The sequence below is a fragment of the Sporosarcina sp. FSL K6-5500 genome, from assembly GCF_038005665.1.
Classification (GTDB): Bacteria; Bacillota; Bacilli; order Bacillales_A; family Planococcaceae; genus Sporosarcina; species Sporosarcina psychrophila.
In genome coordinates this window covers 3,393,945-3,409,872 of sequence record NZ_JBBOTP010000001.1, presented here as the reverse complement: position 1 = coordinate 3,409,872, position 15,928 = coordinate 3,393,945, and the positions used below count along the sequence as shown (strand labels likewise).

The 15,928-nt window shown below is 40.3% G+C and carries 10 protein-coding genes and 1 pseudogene; 1 reads left to right on the top strand and 10 read right to left on the bottom strand.

What is annotated here, in order from left to right:
* Positions 1-303: 303 nt before the first annotated feature.
* The 6 genes and pseudogenes from MKX62_RS16320 to gltB all read right to left on the bottom strand — a co-directional run bounded on the left by MKX62_RS16320 (position 304) and on the right by gltB (position 10,351).
* Positions 304-1,218 carry a TIGR03943 family putative permease subunit gene (locus MKX62_RS16320; protein WP_340741870.1) on the bottom strand — a complete coding sequence of 305 codons (915 nt, stop codon included), beginning with the start codon at positions 1,216-1,218 and terminating at the stop codon, positions 304-306.
* An 8-nt stretch (positions 1,219-1,226) separates the two neighbouring features.
* Complete coding sequence (locus MKX62_RS16315; RefSeq protein ID WP_340741869.1) at positions 1,227-2,219, bottom strand: permease; 993 nt, start codon at positions 2,217-2,219, stop codon at positions 1,227-1,229.
* 66 nt (positions 2,220-2,285) lie between these two features.
* Positions 2,286-3,269, bottom strand: a complete 984-nt coding sequence (locus tag MKX62_RS16310; RefSeq protein ID WP_340741868.1) for a CobW family GTP-binding protein — start codon at positions 3,267-3,269, stop codon at positions 2,286-2,288.
* A gap of 693 nt (positions 3,270-3,962) precedes the next feature.
* Positions 3,963-4,224: pseudogene (locus MKX62_RS16305) on the bottom strand (group I intron-associated PD-(D/E)XK endonuclease); the annotation flags it as partial.
* Between the two features lie 95 nt (positions 4,225-4,319).
* A complete protein-coding gene (gene gltD, locus MKX62_RS16300) occupies positions 4,320-5,801 on the bottom strand; it encodes a glutamate synthase small subunit (protein ID WP_340741867.1) in 1,482 nt (493 codons plus the stop codon).
* 17 nt (positions 5,802-5,818) lie between these two features.
* Positions 5,819-10,351 carry a glutamate synthase large subunit gene (gltB, locus tag MKX62_RS16295; protein ID WP_340741866.1) on the bottom strand — a complete coding sequence of 1,511 codons (4,533 nt, stop codon included), beginning with the start codon at positions 10,349-10,351 and terminating at the stop codon, positions 5,819-5,821.
* 120 nt (positions 10,352-10,471) lie between these two features.
* Here gltB and MKX62_RS16290 point away from each other — a divergent pair, with 120 nt between their 5' ends.
* A complete protein-coding gene (locus MKX62_RS16290; protein ID WP_067207950.1) occupies positions 10,472-11,374 on the top strand; it encodes a LysR family transcriptional regulator in 903 nt (300 codons plus the stop codon).
* Positions 11,375-12,529: 1,155 nt separating this feature from the next.
* On the opposite strand, the gene MKX62_RS16285 is transcribed toward MKX62_RS16290, so the two are convergent.
* The 4 genes from MKX62_RS16285 to MKX62_RS16270 are packed head-to-tail and all read right to left on the bottom strand — an operon-like array spanning position 12,530 to position 15,924.
* On the bottom strand, positions 12,530-13,738 hold the full coding sequence (locus MKX62_RS16285; RefSeq protein ID WP_187047403.1) for an ABC transporter permease: 1,209 nt from the start codon (positions 13,736-13,738) through the stop codon (positions 12,530-12,532).
* Positions 13,731-14,663, bottom strand: coding sequence for an ABC transporter ATP-binding protein (locus MKX62_RS16280; RefSeq protein WP_067207944.1), 933 nt, complete (start codon positions 14,661-14,663; stop codon positions 13,731-13,733). The genes MKX62_RS16285 and MKX62_RS16280 overlap by 8 nt, the downstream gene beginning before the upstream one ends.
* A 23-nt stretch (positions 14,664-14,686) precedes the next feature.
* The gene (locus tag MKX62_RS16275; protein WP_340741865.1) at positions 14,687-15,532 is read right to left on the bottom strand and encodes an ABC transporter ATP-binding protein; all 846 of its coding nucleotides are present in this window, start codon (positions 15,530-15,532) and stop codon (positions 14,687-14,689) included.
* Between the two features lie 2 nt (positions 15,533-15,534).
* Entirely contained in the window at positions 15,535-15,924 is a 390-nt protein-coding gene (locus MKX62_RS16270) for a GntR family transcriptional regulator (RefSeq protein WP_340741864.1), read from the bottom strand.
* Between the last annotated feature and the right edge of the window lie 4 nt (positions 15,925-15,928).

Genomic DNA, 15,928 nt, shown 5'->3' with positions numbered 1-15,928 from the left:
AATGAACTCTTTTTACTTTGCGAGTGATAAGGTAACCTTAATTATGATTAATGAATTCTTTAAATACTGTTTCACAAGATTATTGGAGTTAGTATAGAAGTTTGAACACACGTTGGTTAAGTCTACAACCTAAAAAGTAGAGATGACCGTTACCACATTAGTTCAGGCAATGGCGGTGGCATTTATTGAGTATTATTCCTTTCGTTGTATCAGGTCCATTTATTTCACGATAGCTATAAACAGGTTTCCGCACATTATCACACCTAAAAAACATAGCCCTTGTCCGGTTGACAAGGGCTATGTTTAATTTATATATGGATTTTCGGGCTCTTCTACCTTCTCTATGTCAGTTATCTGCAGGTAAGGATAATCCCAATCTTCTAGGGTTATTTTCGATAAATAGCCCGTTGCCCTAATCCATTCATCTTCCTCTACTTCAAACATTTCACCAGAAGTCGACAAAATGCCAAAGACAGAAGCATCTGCAACACAACAAGTAATTCCGAATCGTGCAACTACAAACTGATCTTCTTCCAAGTCAGGTTGCTTGTATACAAACCCAACAATTTCTATTTCCTTACCAAGAAACCAATCGAGATAAGCATAAATATTATCGGTAATATCCAGATATCTTGCTTCACTTACAATGATTTTATCGTTTTCTAATAGTTCATCTCTCAGACTTTCCATACGAGTAGGGTATTCATCATTTTCATAGTTCACATCTTCATCAGTCTTCGTTCCATCAATGGATTCTTCTACAATGTCAGGATCTGTTCCTGGCAAGTCATAGGAGGTATCCGTTTCATCATTTCTAACGGCTGGCAGTGTGGTATTCAAACCTGTTCCATATATAACCCCTCTTTTGGCGACAATTGAACTATCTAAAACGGTCATTGGAAACCACAATCCAGTCAGAACAGGTAAGACAAACAAAGTGTATATAAAAAATGTTTGTAAGGGGGTTCCAGTTTGAGTATGGCTAAAGCCACAATTACAGTATAATTCCTCCAGATTCTTCGATCCACTTCTCCATAGTTGCATAAGCCCCAATACCAATAAAATCACAAGTGCAAAATAAGAAAAGGGAATCATTTTAGGAGCAATATAATAAGTAATATCCCCTGATACTAGCAATCTAAATAAGAGTAGAAAAAAACCTAGTAATATAATTCCTCTAAACAAAGCATGAGAACTGTAATCCCGTTCTTCCTGCATAACGCACCTCACATAAATAAGTATTGGTATATCAAAATCATCACATATACAGACACAGTAATAATAGCCATTAAGCCTATAACGAATTTAGCACGGAAATAAGCAAATAGCATAACCGTACCTTTCAAATCTAGCATCGGCCCATAGACTAAAAAAGAAAGGAGTGATCCTGCGGAGAATGTGTGTGCAAACGAGGATGCTACAAATGCATCCGCTTCGGAGCAAAGTGATAAGATGAACGCAAATCCCATCATAACAAGAGGTGAAGTCATGTCATTGGCAGCAATACTTACCAATAGCCCCCTATCAAAGAACGTCTGAAATAAACTGGCAATCATTGCGCCCATGATCAAAAATTTCCCCATATCGAAAAACTCATCACTTGCATGATAAAATACAGCTTTTATTTTAGGGACTTCCCTGCCACCCGACTGTATAGGTCTATCCAACAGTTCCTCTGTTGTCCACTTTAATTGATTACGATTCCGATAGAAAGCATATATGAGACTACCAATTACAATGGCCAATACGAACGCCAATCCCATCCGGGCATACGCAATTGCTGGGGTAGATTGGAAGGCATAATAGGTAGATGCAAAGACGATGGGATTTAATACAGGTGCCCCAACAATAAAAATAATACCTATATGCAACGGCATTCCCTTTTTCATCAATCTTCGCACCACTGGAATAATTGCACATTCACAAACGGGAAAAATTGCACTTACTAGTACAGCTGGCACGATTGCTATAATAGGATTTTTAGGAATAAACCGTTGTACAGCCTCTTCAGACACAAACGTTTGGATTAGAGCTGATGTAAACACCCCAAGAAACACAAAGGGTAATGCTTCTAATACGATGCTCAGAAAAATGGTATTTACATGCAATATGCTTTTTGGAATTGCCGCTTGTATTTCTGTGAATCCTATTGATAAAAAGAAATAGAGGAGCACTCCTATGAAAAGTAAGCTCACCCCTAAACTTCGTTTGCTTGTCATGAATCGTACTCCTATCTCTCTAATATCCTTAATTTCTGTAAAGTGCTACGCAAAAAAATACGATTTTCATTGCTTTACGAGTTGCTTCCAATGATCGTTTATCTGCTCTGTGTCAAGCCCCAAGCCAATTAAAATAATAACTGGTTTTCTATTTAAAGCGGCGGGGACTGGAGTAAATGCTACCTTCCTTGAAGCATATTGGAAACTGTAAAGTTGGTGTGAGCTTTCGATTTCAACGAACCCCTTTCCTCGTAGTACATTGGCTGGAAGGTGTTTGAGCCATTTTTCGAATTCTTTCTTTCGAACTACAGGGCAATCCTCCAACTTAAGCGCTTGCAATGTCGAGTGATGATGATGATGATGTTCAACATCCAAAGGCGATTTTCCAATCGTAACAGAGTGGATACGCTTTTCAAAAAGCAATTCAGAATCAATTTTACCGTAGACACTTTCCATAATAGTTTTTTCTTGTTTCGATTTCTTTGTGATTTTTTGTTTAATACTTTCAAGTTGATTTAAAGGAACTAAATCCGTCTTATTTAACACCAGTAGACTTCCACAAATCATTTGTTCATATATTAAATTCCGGACTTCTGTTGAGCTTGAAAATATGCTTTGATACTCCAAATAATTACTAGCATCCAAAACTGTAATAATAGACATTAAGTCAAATTGATCAGTATATGGATGACTCAGAAGAACTTCTTGTATTTCCATCGGATTGGCTACTCCGGTTCCTTCTATAAATAAAACATCGAGTGGACTGTGTTCCATTTCCGTTATCAACTCGTTCATTGTTTCTTTTAAGTCTTCTTGGATCGTACAACAAATACAACCGTCTAACAGTTCAAATACCTTTTGATTTTCAAATAAATGACCTTCTACGTTTGTTTGGCCTATTTCATTTAAAATAATTCCCGGCTGTAGCCCCTTTTTCTTACAATGTTCTAGCATATTTAATAACACGGTGGTTTTACCACTCCCAAGAAAACCGCTTAGTACATATACTGGAATCTTCTTACTTGAGTTAATAAAAATCTCTCCTCTCAAATTAGGTTTATATCTATCCTTCTCTCATCAACGACCAAGACAGTTAAAATTATTATGCTCTGTAACAACTTTAGCCGGCACTATTTCTACTTCACTAATCACAAACAGTAATGTTTACGATTTACTTGTTTGTTTATCATACAAGAGAGTTTTTAAATTAGCAACTGATTTTTTCGTAATGCGTATTTCTAAAAAAAACCCCTAAAAAAGGTATATCTGACGATCCAATTGCATAGTTTCAAAATACAATCCAAGTCAACAAATCACTAAAATCACGCGCTTTCTTGGTTTATCTAGAAACTTATCGTTAAGAAATTGACCTACTTTAGTTGCATATTTATTGAACATTAAAAGGAATTGATGAACCTTGCCGCATCTTCGCATTGTGTAGAGAATTAATCTTGAAAAGGAAAAGATCATAGTGAATTCTCCTTACTATTTGTGATATCAAAAAAGCCGACTACCCCGTTTTGGGTAATTCGACTTTTAAAAGAAACGTCCCCTATTTTACTTTGACTAACCTAACTTTCTTTTGGCACTCATTTTCTGTTTTAAGTAGTCTTTACCAGCATCAGTAAGTGTCGCATTCTGATGATGACTGTTCTTTTACTCTACTTACTAAAAAAACTAGTTTGATATCATTCATATATTTTTTGTCCAAGGAGGGATTCGAGCCCCCGACCGACGGCTTAGCTAGACGCCAGGAACCTCACGATAATCTTTTGCAAATTTTACGTTGTGTAACTGATTATTCTTCGGTGCATCTACTCTCAAGCTAAATGACTTATCAAATCGTTTAGGCTCAAAGTAATAGCATTTCATCGGTTTGTGGACAATAAACGCAGTACACATCAATTTTGTTTTTGTCGACAACTGATGTAACTATTCCTTTTGTGTTGCAATAAGATGAACGAAATCTCACTTCTAGAATCCCTCTTGAAGTTAGCTCCCTATAGGAACACTTTGATATCCAGCTTCTCGAAAAGCGATCTAGCCGGTTCCAGAGTGACCCCTGCATACATCTGTTCAGCTTCCTCCAACGCTGCCGTATTAGCAAATGACTGACTGCTTACTTACATACTCATTGACTTTTTTCGCTACATCTTGCCCTTCTTTAATGGCCCAAACGATAAGACTTTGACCTTTTCTCGCATCTCCTGCAGTAAATACGCCATCTACATTTGTTGCATAATCTTTTGTTGTTGCGGCAATTTTTTTGTTTACAATGTTCACGCCCAATTGATTTGGTAATGAAAGCTCTGCTCCTTCAAATCCAATTGCAACAAACACAAATTGTACAGGCCAAATTTTTTCTGTACCAGGTATTGCTTTAAAGAAATGAACCCCATCTTCCCCTAGTATTTTTTCCATATGAATTGTATGAAGCTCTTTTAAATTTCCTTTCTCATCTGCGACCATTCTCGTTGTTTGGATTAAGTATTCACGAGGATCTTTGCCATATTTAGCTTCCGCTTCCTCATAAGCATATTCCAATTTGTAAATATTCGAATCGGTTGGCCACAAATTGTCTTCCGCTCTTGTATCTGGTAGCTGTGGATGTTTTCCGAACTGGACAACTGATTTACAGTTTTGACGAATTGCAGTTGCCACACAGTCTGCCCCCGTATCTCCTCCACCAATTATGATGACATCTTTCCCTTTTGTATTGATAAATTGCCCGTCAGCAAAATTAGAATCCAGCAAACTTTTGGTAGTAAAAGTTAAGTAATCTATTGCAAGATGAACTCCATTTGAATCGCTACCTTCCATGCGAAGTTCACGTTGTTTCTGTGCGCCGATACATAAAATAATCGCATCGAATTCAGCTTTTAATTGATCTGATGAAATATCTTTACCAATTTCCGTATTTAACACAAAATCGATTCCTTCTTGTTGGAGTAACTGAATTCGACGTTCGACTACATCTTTTTCTAGTTTCATATTTGGAATGCCGTACATGAGTAGTCCACCAACACGGTCCGCACGTTCAAATACAGTTACAGAATGACCCGCTTGATTTAACTCATCTGCGCTTGCAAGTCCAGCAGGTCCAGAGCCGACTATAGCGATTTTATTCCCTGTGCGCTCTACTGGAATTCTAGGTACTATCCAGCCATTTTCAAATCCTTTATCGATAATAGTACGCTCAATATTCTTAATCGATACCGCTGGATCTGAAATGGCAAGTGTACAAGATCCTTCGCAAGGAGCTGGACAAACACGACCAGTAAATTCCGGAAAATTATTTGTCATCGATAATCTTTCTAGTGCTTCCTGCCACTTTCCTTTATACACTAAATCATTCCACTCAGGGATTAAGTTATTAATAGGACAACCGGCAGTCGCACCTTGTATTTCAATCCCCATATGGCAAAAAGGAGTCCCACAATCCATACATCTTGCACCTTGTGTTTGAAGTGCTTCATCTGTTAACTTCGAGGCATACTCTCCCCAATTTTCAATACGTCTGAGAGGGGCTTCTTCCTTTCCTTTTTCTCGTTTATAATCCATAAATCCAGTAAGTTTACCCATTTACTATTCCCCCTCTCTTATTTTTTCACAAGCGCGAGTGGCTTTATTTCTCCGTTCACGGAAGTTGCTAAAAATGCTTGCATTGCAGCTGCATCATCCGTTAAACCATTCCTTTTAAAGTCAGCGATTTTTTCGAGCATTTTCTTATAATCATTTGGCACGACCTTTACAAATCTTTGAACATTTTCCTCCCATTTATCTAGTATGTTCATAGCTTTCGTGCTTTTCGTGTAATAATAATGATCCATAATTAATTGGCGAATCGCATGTTTTTCTTCTGATAATTCAATTCGTTCAAATCCAATCATTTCTGTGTTACATTTTTGTTTGAATCCGTCCAAGTCATCAACAAGTACATACGCAATTCCGCCAGACATTCCTGCACCGAAATTTTTCCCAACATCCCCTAATATGACAGCACGACCACCTGTCATATATTCACAGCCATGATCCCCAATGCCTTCTACGACAACATCTACTCCACTATTTCGAACTGCAAAGCGCTCTCCAGCACGTCCATTTATAAATGCAGTTCCACTTGTTGCACCGTATAACGCAACATTTCCAGCAATAACATTTTCTTCAGCAATACCTTGAATAGGTGCAGTGACAATCAGTTTTCCACCAGATAATCCTTTGCCAAAATAATCATTTACATCCCCTGTTACATACATAGACATGCCTTTTGGTATAAACGCACCAAAACTTTGCCCGGCTGCTCCGGTAAATCGAAGTGTGATCGAATCGTGGGCTAATCCTCTAGCACCATATAGTTTGGATATTTCGCTTCCAATAATCGTGCCTACTACACGGTCCGTGTTTGCAATTGGATAATTCAATTCCACTTTGGATTCATTTAGAATAGCATGTTCTACTTTTGGTAATAATTCACGTAAGTCAAATGATTGTTCTATTTTATGATTTTGTGGAATTTTAAACGTCCGTGCTCCCTCTGGCTGATAAAGCAATGCCGTTAAATCCAATTGTTTTGCTTTCCAATGTTCTTTTGCACGATCACTAACTTCTAACACATCCGCACGTCCTACCATTTCTTCTACAGTTCTGAATCCAAGTAACGCCATATACTCACGAACTTCTTCCGCTACGAATTTCATAAAATTCACAACATAATCAGCACTTCCTGTGAATTTATTGCGAAGTTCCGGATTTTGAGTCGCAATTCCAACTGGACAAGTGTCTAGATGACACGCACGCATCATAATACAGCCTAAAACGATTAATGGAGCTGTTGCAAATCCATACTCCTCAGCTCCAAGTAAGGCAGCCATTACAACGTCTTTACCAGTCATCAATTTCCCATCTGTTTCCAGTCTCACTCTATCACGTAAACCGTTTAATATTAATGTTTGATGCGCTTCTGCGAGTCCTAGCTCCCAAGGTAGTCCCGTATGTTTAATGCTCGTTTTAGGAGATGCACCTGTTCCACCGTCATATCCACTAATGACAATCACATCTGCTGCACCTTTTGCCACCCCAGCAGCAATCGTTCCAACACCCGATTTCGCCACTAATTTCACACTAATACGAGCAGTTCTATTCGCGTTTTTTAAGTCATGAATTAATTGCGCCATATCTTCAATCGAATAAATATCATGATGTGGAGGTGGAGATATTAATCCAACTCCAGTTGTCGATCCACGAACATCGGCTACCCACGGGTATACTTTATTACCTGGTAACTGACCACCTTCGCCCGGTTTCGCACCTTGCGCCATTTTAATTTGCAGTTCATCTGCCTGCACTAAATAATGACTTTTCACTCCAAATCGACCAGACGCTATTTGTTTAATGGCACTTCTTCGGTTATCTCCATTGGCATCTAGTTCATAACGGCTAGGATGTTCTCCACCTTCTCCGCTATTACTTTTACCACCTAGACGATTCATCGCAATAGCAAGTGTTTCATGGGCTTCTTTGCTTAATGAACCAAACGACATCGCTCCCGTTTTAAATCGTTTGACAATGGAATCTACAGACTCGACTTCTTCCAGTGGAATACATTTAACATCTTTTTTAAATGTCAATAAATTACGCAAAAATCCAATACGCTCTTCATTTGCCATTTCTGCATATTGTCTATATAAACCGTAATCCCCTTTTCGAGTAGCCCACTGAAGTGTGTGGATCGTCTTCGGATTAAATGCATGATGTTCACCAGTACTTCTCCACTGGAAATCGCTACCTGAATCTAAAGAAGCCCCAGTGGAATCTACAGCTGCTTGATGTCTTTTATGCGCTTCTTCCAAGATCGTTTCTAGATTAATACCTCCTATTTGAGAAACAGTTCCTGTAAAATAACGTTCAATCACTTCTTTACTAATCCCTACCGCTTCAAAAATTTGAGCTCCGCGATAACTTTGAACAGTTGAAATACCCATTTTCGACATTACTTTCACTACACCATCTGCAATACCTTTATTATATTTCGCAACCGCTACTGCATAACTACTATCAATATGCCCTTCTTCGATTGCTTCTGCAATCGTTGCATAAGCAATATATGGATTAATCGCATCTACCCCAAATCCAATCAGAGCAGCAAATTGATGTACTTCTCTTGTTTCACCAGATTCCACAATAATACTTACCTTCGTTCGATTTCCTGTGCGAAGTAAATGTTGATGGAGGCTACTTGCAGCTAGTAGGACTGGAATTGTAGATTGCTTTACATCCAACAGTCGGTCGGAAAGTATGAGCAAGGCTATTCCTTGTGCTATATATTCATCCGCTTGTTTAGAAACATGACATAAATCGATTTCTAATTTTGCAGACATAGTTAAATCTATAGTTGCACTTCGGAATTTGTTTGATTTCATATCGTTTAATTGGCTAAACTGGCTATTTGTTAAAATAGGTGTGTCTAAAAAGATTCGTTCGCTATTAGATCGATTTTGATGCAGTAAATCTCCTTCTGCTCCAAGTAGCGTCATTGTAGATGTCACAATATGCTCACGAATTGAATCTATTGGTGGATTTGTTACTTGTGCAAAGAGCTGTTTAAAATAATTAAATAACGATTGTGGTCGATCTGATAAAACGGCTAGTGGTGTATCATTCCCCATTGATCCAATTGGGTCTTTGCCATCTAACGCAATCGGAATCATGTATTTTTGAATATCTTCATATGTGTAGCCAAATGCTTTTTGTTTGAACAACAAATCATCTATTTGCTCTGGTTCTTCCATTTCAGATGTAATAGTTACTAAATTTTCGTCTAACCATTGTTGGTAAGGTAATGCATTTGCCATATCTGATTTAATTTCTTCGTCTGAAATAATACGACCTTGTTCTAAATCAACAAGTAGCATTCTTCCAGGGGTTAAACGTTCTTTGTATAAAATATTTTCTTCCTCTACATCTACTACCCCTACTTCAGAAGAGAAAATAATATAATCATCTTTTGTCACATAGTACCGAGCTGGTCGTAAACCATTGCGATCTAAAATTGCCCCAATTTGTTTCCCATCTGTAAATGAAATAGCTGTTGGTCCATCCCATGGCTCCATTAAACTGCTGTGATAAGAATAGAAAGCCTTTTTCTCCTCAGTTATATGAGGGTTTTCTGTCCAAGGTTCTGGTATTAACATCATGGCAGCGTGAGCTGGTTTTCTACCAGCAAGTACAAAAAATTCAAATGCATTATCTAACATGGAAGAGTCGCTCCCATTTGTATCAATGATTGGCAATAGTTTTGGAAGATCCTCCCCAAATGCTTCTGATACAAATTGTTGTTCCCGTGCTTTCATCCAGTTAATATTTCCACGTAATGTATTTATTTCACCGTTATGAACAATATATCTGTTTGGATGTGCTCTTTCCCAACTTGGAAAAGTATTGGTACTATAGCGAGAATGTACTAATGAAAAGGCAGATGTAAATAGCTCATCTTGAAGATCCACGTAAAAAAGATTCACCTCTTTGGGAGTAAGTAATCCTTTATAGACGATTGTCTGACTTGATAGACTTGCACAATAGAATTTTTTATCCTGTTGTACTGCCCAGTGCTCCACTTGTTTTCGAATGATATATAATTTACGTTCAAATGCAAGTGAATCAGTTGTGTTTATTGCTCTGATGAATACTTGACGAACGACTGGTACTGTTTCTTTTGCTTTTTCACTTAGAACACTAGCGTTTATTGGAACTGTTCTCCACCCGATGAGTTCTTGCCCTTGCGCAATAATCATGTCGTTAATTTTTTGTTCAATGCCCGCACGTTCTTCATTATTGTCTGTAAAAAATAGCATTCCTACGCCATAAGCTCCTTTTTCCGGCAAATCCCATTCATTACACACAACACGAAAATAAACATCTGGTATCTGCACCATCAGTCCTGCACCATCACCCGTTTGACCATCGCTTCCACGTCCCGCACGGTGATCAAGTCGACATAACATTTCTAATCCTTTTTCTACGATATCATGTGTTGCATTTCCTTTTATATGTGCATATAAACCTATCCCGCATGCGTCATGTTCAAACGTTGGATCATACATGCCCTGTGCTTTCGGTAATTGATGAAATGTCATTTGAACCCCTCCATTTTCCATAAAAAGTAACTTACTAATATTATATGTTTTCAAACTAATACAAACAATATATAATTTGGATATAAATGATCTGTTTTTGAGATAGATTAGGAGGGAAGTATGGAAATACGCCAGTTGAGGTACTTTATCGAAGTAGCAGAACGTGAACATATTTCAGAAGCAGCTATTCATTTGCATGTAGCCCAATCAGCTGTAAGTAGACAAATTGCAAATTTAGAAGATGAACTTGGAGTAGAATTATTTGAACGTGTTGGTAGAAATGTGAAGTTAACACAAATTGGCAAGATTTTTTCAGAACATAGCATTTCTGCTTTGCAAGCGATTGATTATGCGAAAAAACAAATAGACGAATATTTAGATCCAGATAAAGGGACTATCAAAATTGGATTTCCTACTAGTTTAGCTGGTCACCTATTACCTACTGTCATTTCAGCGTTTAAAAAAGAATATCCCAATGTAGCGTTTCATTTACGTCAAGGATCATATAATTATTTGATCGATGCTGTGAATAAAAGGGAACTAAATCTTGCCTTTTTAGGACCGCTTCCTCCAAAAGATGACTCGATCAACACATCTATTTTATTTACTGAAAATTTCTCTGTACTTTTACCTTCGAATCACCCCTTTGCAAAACGTGAGAAGCTACAACTTATTGATTTAAGAAACGATGATTTCATATTATTTCCAGAAGGATATGTACTAAAAAAAATCGCAGTAGAAGCATGTAATAGCGTTGGCTTCACACCGAAAACTTCATCAGAAGGAGAAGATATGGATGCCATCAAAGGGTTAGTAGCAGCAGGTATCGGTGTAACTATTTTACCCGAAAGCTCTTTTTACGATTCTACACCACGATTTACAGTTAAAATACCAATAGAAACACCAATCATTCGAAGAACCGTTGGAATCATTAGCCCCGCAACTCGAGAGCTTTCGCCATCCGAAAAGGTATTCCATCAATTCGTCACCCGCTTCTTCTCTATACTTGGTCAGTACCAGTAAAACCCCTGTAATATTGGCAAAAAATTATTAATAATAGGAGAAAAAATTGTGAGTTTCATGTTTTTCATTACTCATAAATATTCTGGATGGTTTTTACCCCATCCAGAATTTTACGGTAAATAAAAAACTTTAATTGGACTGTATTCATTGTTCTCGACAGCGGAGAATTTCTTGCGCACCCTTCAGGTCAACCCGCATGCGAATTAGTTTAAGGTCCCACTTTTTTCAAAATCTCCCGAATTCTTTTACCAGAATTCGACATCTGTTCCCTTAAGAAATACAGCCGTCTTCATTTTCACACAATACATTTCGTTCTTTGCCTAAAATCTTGTATTTGAAACAGCGTTTATCCTGACAAAAAAACGTCAAAACCTTATCAAAAGGGTTTGACGACTTTACGTGAATACTTTCGGAATTAGCACAGTGCCTCGGCAATCTACAGTTAAGATTGCAAAGGGTCAAATCTCTCCACCTTACTTAATAAGAAAGTCACGTCTGTTGATTAACCATTTTCTTGCATAAATAACAGGTATGCATAAGCTTGAAAACCCATTTTCACTGGATCATTTCCGGTTCGCTTTCGGCACACTATTCAAGTGAAAAATGCTGTTGCTTTAGAAGTAAAGAAGAGCAACCTTTTTCACAAGGTATCGGTGCCCGAAGATGCAATTTCGGGCACTCTGGTACATTGCACAATGTGTTCTTTAATAAGGCTTAAACTCCACATCAGGTAAGCTCCTATAGAAAGTGACACTTCCTAAAATAAGAAAAGACCATAGAGAAAGCTTCAGCCGCCAAAATTGCATCTTTGGCGGCTTTTACCCAGTTAGGAACCCTCCATTCCCTCGTTCCCAAAAGCATTAGCACTTCGTGTACCTTTGTCTTTGGGTCGCGACGGATGAACGACCACCAGACGATTACTGAAGAAGATGTATAGTAATGCGGCGAAGTCGCATTCCTATACATCAAAATAGCTCAGTTATATAAAGAAGTTGTTCAATGCAATGCGAGCCAGAAGCAACTGTACACCGAGCGTCTAGTAGTCAATTAAGTTATTTATTGGTTATTTTCAGTTAATGAACACATGTGTAAGAAAGTTTTCTATTCTATAATTTATAAGGTTAATAGATATTGTTGATTAGCAAGCTCTATTTTTTACGCCCGAATCCATTTCCAAATTTCGCCCGGTGTAGCGTTCTTGCCATACATCAGGATGCCAATCTTGAAGACTTTGCCCGCAAGTTTCATGAAGACCCAGACGCTGACGACAAGAATTCCGATGGCGATAATGATTTGCACCCACGGCCATTCTTCAAGAAGTGACAGGCGCATAATGAGAACGCCAGGTGATGTAAACGGGATATAGCTTCCAAGCTGCGCCCAGAATCCGCTTGGATCGCTGAAGACTGGTCCAATGAAAAGGAATGGGCTGAATGGTAACATCATGACCATGCCCTGGAAATTCCCCGCTGTCGAGATATCAGCCATTGTGGCACCGATTCCGACGAATAGCGCCGCATAGAGCAGGTATCCGAGGATAGAAATGAATATTAGCACTAGAAGTTCGGGCACTAACAGATACTCAATAATCGGAAAATCGATTTTCCAGATGAGCACCGGCAGCGCGATGACAATATAGACAACGACCTGGATGATACCGAGGACAAAATAGCCGATGATCTTGCCTTGCATCAGTTCTGCAGGCGTTAAAGACGACAGAATAATCTCAGCAATTTTGTCTTTCTTCTCCTGGGACGCGCTTTGGAAGATTGCCATTCCGGTGAAGACAATTGACAGCATGACGACAGCGGCAAATGCTCCTGGAATCACACGTTCCAGCATGTTTTCACTGAACAGGCCGCCTTCTTCCGGTTTTTCTGAAGCATCTTCAAAGACGACTCCCTGCGCGACAACTGCCGCTTCTTCCTGTGTCAGGCCGAGCTGTTCGATCTGCAGCATCTGTAGCGGACCACCGAGGATCTGGACTTCATCCATGAAGGCTGAACTCGTATCTTCATGCGTGTAAACTGCAACTTTTCCGGTTTCAATTGCCTGTTCGTCGATGAAGATATACGCAGCGTCTTCTTTGCCTTCAAGCGCTGAGGTGGCTTCCTGTTCTGTGGTGTCTGTCTGTTCCATCTGCCATTCGGTATTTGCTACCGCTGCTTCCAATTGTCCGTAGACCCCGAGCTGGTCATTGACGTAGACTGTCGTTGTCGCTGCTTCATCATCCGAACTGAACAGGTCCGGCAGCAGGAAAAATGCTAGGAAGATGATTGGTGTCAGGAATAGGCCGATGATGAACGACTTGCTTTTCATATTGCGTTTGATTTCCCATTTGGCGACTTTCATCGTGTTACGCATGCAACTCCCCCACTTCCTTCAAAAGATTCTTGTCCGTGGCGATATCTATGAAGATTTCATGGAGCGAAATCCGGTCGATCGATAGTTCCTGAATGTCGAGTTCATCTGGAAGATTTTTCAGCCAGACAGCGGGTTGCACATGTTTTGTGAGATAAAGCACAGCCGTTGCCCCGTTCTGTTCGACCCGCTCGACTTCTGGCAGGTTTTCAAGCAGGCTGCGGCTGTTGCTGCCGTTGATCGTGCATTTGAAATTAGCATATTCCTTTTTGACATCACTCAGGGTCCCGTAGATCACTTTCGTGCCGCGGTGAATCAAGAACAGCCGGTCCGCCATCTCTTCGACAAGGTTCATCTGATGCGAAGACAATAGAATCGCCGTGCCTTTTTTGGCCAGTGAACGGATTTCTTCTTTGAACAGCTCCTGGCTGACCGGATCAAGACCTGAGAACGGCTCATCCAGAATCAGCAGTTCCGGTTCATGAAGAATGGAGGCGATAAACTGGACTTTCTGACCCATCCCTTTCGACAACTCCTCGACCGATACTTTATCCTTGCCCTCTAGGCCGAACTTTTTCAAGTACTCGAGCGCGCGTTCTTTAGCTAGGTCCAGCGGATAATCCTTCAGGTCCGCAAGATACAGCAGAATGTCCATGACCTTGACGTTTTTGTAGAGCCCCCGCTCTTCCGGCAGATAGCCAATTTTATCACGCGGGATATCTTTCGTAGAGCGGTTCCGGAAAGCGATCGTACCTTCATCGGGATACAAGATGCCCATGATGTTGCGGATTGTCGTCGATTTCCCCGCCCCGTTCGGTCCGAGCAACGCCATAATCTCTCCCTTTTTCACTTCGAAGGAAATATTTGAGACAATCTTCTTATCCTTGAAGGATTTTCCTAAACCTTCTACAGTAAGCATTGTTTCCATTTCTCTCATCCTCTCTTAGTTCTCTACTTCAGCAGAAGGCTGATGATTTCTTCCAGTTCCAAGGCTTTGACGTCAATGACACTGTGTTCGTGTTGCGTGAAATACTGTTCCGTTGTGTCAGGATTATCTGATATCAGCTCGTTTTCGGAACGGGAAACCTCACCCGGTACTCGCACCGCTGGCATTTCTTTGAGCCAATAGCGGCGGAATCCGGCAGCGAGCATGTCTTTCTCATACCGGCCGACCGCCTGCCCGTCCTTCATCAGAAACAAGTAATCCGCCAGTTTCTGAAGATCCTCCGGCTGATGAGTTGTCAGGATGACAGCACGGTCCTCCTTTTCCATCCACTCGACAAGCAAATCCATGAATTGTTTTTTTGATGGGATGTCGAGTGACACGGTAGGTTCATCGAGAATCAGGATATCAGTATTCCGCGGCAATGCGAGCGACAGGCTCAGCTTCTGCTGGAGACCTGGCGATAATTTGCCGAAACGCTTATCGAGTGGGATGTTGAGTAGCTGGATCATGCGTTCAAAAAGCTTCTCATCCCATTTCGTATATAAAGGGGCAATCAGCCTTTTCAGGTCCTCTCCTGTATAGGCGTTCCAGCCAACAGCGTTTTGCGGTTGGTACGTGACATGCCTTTTCCAGCTTTCGTCTTTCCCGTCGACCGATTTACCAAAGACCCTGATCCCTCCTCCGTCCAGATTCGCCAGATTCATGATCAGCTTCAGCAAGGTGCTTTTGCCAGAGCCGTTATTGCCGACCAGCGCCGTGATGGTCCCCGGCTCAATCGCTAGACTGACAGGCCCGAGCTGAAAATCATCAATCTTTTTATTCGCGTCTTTTATTTCAATCCATGGCTGCATTGTCATTCCCCTTTCGCGAGTTTTTCTAAAGTCTCTTCAAAAACCGTTTTGATTTCATCGACAGTATAGTCGTAATCCATCGCGTTGCGGATGGCCCGTTCGAATTCCGTTTGGACGGAAGCCGTCATCGTTTCCTGTTTCATGGAGTTCTGTATTTCCGCGACAAAAGTCCCTTTGCCATGGACTGTTTCGATGAAGCCCTGTGACTCCAGGTCCTGATAGGCGCGACGTATCGTGATGACGCTAATCTCCAGGTCTTTCGACAGCACCCTGATTGATGGAAGCGGCGTTCCTGCAGGCAAATGGCCTCCCGCAATCAGTGCTTTCAGCTGCTTTTCAACCTGGTGATAAATCGGTTCACGAGAATCTTTGGATAAGCGTATCGGCAGCAAAGTC

Coding starts and splice junctions, on each gene's coding strand:
- MKX62_RS16320 (WP_340741870.1), bottom strand. CDS start 1,218: ATGCAGGAAGAACGGGATTACAGTTCTCATGCTTTGTTTAGAGGAATT.
- MKX62_RS16315 (WP_340741869.1), bottom strand. CDS start 2,219: ATGACAAGCAAACGAAGTTTAGGGGTGAGCTTACTTTTCATAGGAGTG.
- gltD (WP_340741867.1), bottom strand. CDS start 5,801: ATGGGTAAACTTACTGGATTTATGGATTATAAACGAGAAAAAGGAAAG.
- gltB (WP_340741866.1), bottom strand. CDS start 10,351: ATGACATTTCATCAATTACCGAAAGCACAGGGCATGTATGATCCAACG.
- MKX62_RS16290 (WP_067207950.1), top strand. CDS start 10,472: ATGGAAATACGCCAGTTGAGGTACTTTATCGAAGTAGCAGAACGTGAA.
- MKX62_RS16285 (WP_187047403.1), bottom strand. CDS start 13,738: ATGCGTAACACGATGAAAGTCGCCAAATGGGAAATCAAACGCAATATG.
- MKX62_RS16280 (WP_067207944.1), bottom strand. CDS start 14,663: ATGGAAACAATGCTTACTGTAGAAGGTTTAGGAAAATCCTTCAAGGAT.
- MKX62_RS16275 (WP_340741865.1), bottom strand. CDS start 15,532: ATGCAGCCATGGATTGAAATAAAAGACGCGAATAAAAAGATTGATGAT.